Raw genomic sequence first — 1,856 nt, forward strand, 5'->3', positions numbered from 1 at the left:
GGCTCGACGCGACGTGGCGGCTGGTCCAGTCGCTCAACCCCGATGCGATCCTCGACCGTGGCTATGCGCGGGTGACGTCTCGGGCTCCGGGGGGCACGACGCTGGCGTCGGCGGCGGCGGCGCGTGCAGCGGGGGCGCTGACGCTGCATTTCCGCGACGGGATGGTCGATGCCACCGTCGATGGGGGTGACAGCGAGGTCGCCGTGAAGCCGAAGCCGGCGAGCCGGCCGACGCCGTCTGCGTCACCGTCCGCTGCCTCCGGTGCCGCGCCGCGCCAGCCGACCCTGTTCTGATCCTTCCCCCTGTGACGACGAGAGAAACCCGATGCTGATGTCCAATTCCGACCGCGCCGCCAAGCTGCACTACATGGCGAACGGCTTTCGCGTGCTGAGCCCGGGGGATCATGTCGTGTGTGCGGTCACCGGCCACCGCATCCTGCTCGAGGATCTGCGCTACTGGAGCGTCGAGCGGCAGGAGGCCTATGCGACCGCGGCGGGCGCCGCCGAGGCGATGAAACCGCGGTGATCCGCGGACTGCTGTTGCCGTTGGTGTTGCCAGTGGCGCTGCTCGCGTCGGGCGGCGTCGCGCAGACCGTGCCGGCGCCTGTTGCGACCGTTCCCGCGGCGACGGGATTCGTCTGGACCGGGACGCTGAGCCAGGGCGGGCTGATCCTGGGCACCGCGCCTGCGGGGACGCGCACGCTGACGCTCGACGGGCGGGCGGTGACGGTCGCGCCCGATCGCCGGTTCGTCGCGGGGTTCGACCGCGATGCGGGGACGCAGGCGATGCTCGTCGCGACGCTGGCGGACGGGCGCGTCGTGCAGCAACCGCTGGGAATCGCGGCGCGCGGCTGGGATATTTCGCGGCTGTCGAGCCTGCCCAAATATCCGGTCCCCGCGCCCGAATTCGCGCGCGTGCGCCCCGGCGAGCTGGCGCAGATCGTCGCGGCGCGGCGGATCGCGGCGGTGTCGGACGGCTGGCGGCAGGCGTTCGTCTGGCCGGTGACGGGGTGGATCTCGACGCTGTTCGGGTCGCAGCGCGTCTATGCCAATGGCGAGGCGGGATCCTATCATTCGGGGATCGACATCGCGCGGCCGACGGGGACGACCGTGGTCGCGCCCGCGGACGGCGTGGTGATCCTGGCGGCGGACCACCCCTTCACGCTGGAGGGCAATCTGCTGATGATCGACCACGGCATGGGGCTGAACAGCGCGTTCCTGCATCTGTCGCGGATCGACGTGAAGCCGGGCGACCGGGTGACGCAGGGCCAGCCGGTCGGCGCGGTGGGGAAGAGCGGCCGCGCGACGGGTCCGCATCTCCACTGGAGCCTGCGCTGGGGGGATGCGAAGCTCGATCCGTTGCTGGTGGCGGGAGCGATGAAGTAAGCGCCGGACGCCAGAGGGGGCGCGCAACGGTCAGTTGAGGCGGCGGACCTTGACCGCGGGCTGACCGCCGACGCTCATCCGGAAACTGCCGAGCGCGGCGCGCTTGATGACGACCGCGTCCTTCGCGCGGGGGCGCCGGGCGATCACATTGTCGTCGGTCTGGATCCAGCGCGCGCCGTCGGCGAGCTGGAAGCGCCAATGGCCGGAGTCGTCGACCGACGCACCCGCGAGAACCGCCTCGATCTGCGGCAGGTCCTCGGCCTTGCCGAGCAGGCCCGTCTCGGGAAGCGCGATGCCGAATACTGCGCGCCGCGTCTCGCGGACCTGCTGCTGATCGATGATGACGATCGTCCGGTTCGCTTCAGCCTGTTCGAGCGCGGCGACCGAGCGGTCGAAACAGGCGAGCCGCGCGGCGGTCTCCGGCAGCGTGCGGCACTGGGTGAGCGCGACCAGCACGGGCGCGCGTCCGCC

3 protein-coding genes and 1 pseudogene are annotated in these 1,856 nt (G+C 71.7%); 3 read left to right on the forward strand and 1 reads right to left on the reverse strand.

Translation table 11 applies throughout. From position 1 onward, the window contains the following. From sphsw_RS17350 to sphsw_RS17360, 3 genes and pseudogenes are all read left to right on the forward strand, one after another. Positions 1–293 (forward strand): annotated as a pseudogene (locus sphsw_RS17350) (exodeoxyribonuclease VII large subunit); the annotation flags it as partial. 31 nt (positions 294–324) lie between these two features. Next, positions 325–525, forward strand: a complete 201-nt coding sequence (locus sphsw_RS17355) for a DUF2093 domain-containing protein (protein WP_031441717.1) — start codon at positions 325–327, stop codon at positions 523–525. Next, positions 522–1,385 carry a M23 family metallopeptidase gene (locus sphsw_RS17360; protein WP_414712122.1) on the forward strand — a complete coding sequence of 288 codons (864 nt, stop codon included), beginning with the start codon at positions 522–524 and terminating at the stop codon, positions 1,383–1,385. Before sphsw_RS17355 ends, sphsw_RS17360 begins: the two co-directional genes overlap by 4 nt. A gap of 30 nt (positions 1,386–1,415) precedes the next feature. On the opposite strand, the gene sphsw_RS19995 is transcribed toward sphsw_RS17360, so the two are convergent. After that, on the reverse strand, positions 1,416–1,856 hold a 441-nt coding region (locus tag sphsw_RS19995), incomplete at its 5' end, for a hypothetical protein (RefSeq protein WP_031441719.1).

The organism is Sphingomonas sp. FUKUSWIS1, assembly GCF_000733135.1.
Classification (GTDB): Bacteria; Pseudomonadota; Alphaproteobacteria; order Sphingomonadales; family Sphingomonadaceae; genus Sphingomonas; species Sphingomonas aerolata.

What these genes read in the sequence shown, in the direction of transcription:
- sphsw_RS17355 (WP_031441717.1), top strand. Translation starts at nt 325, where the DNA reads ATGCTGATGTCCAATTCCGACCGCGCCGCCAAGCTGCACTACATGGCG.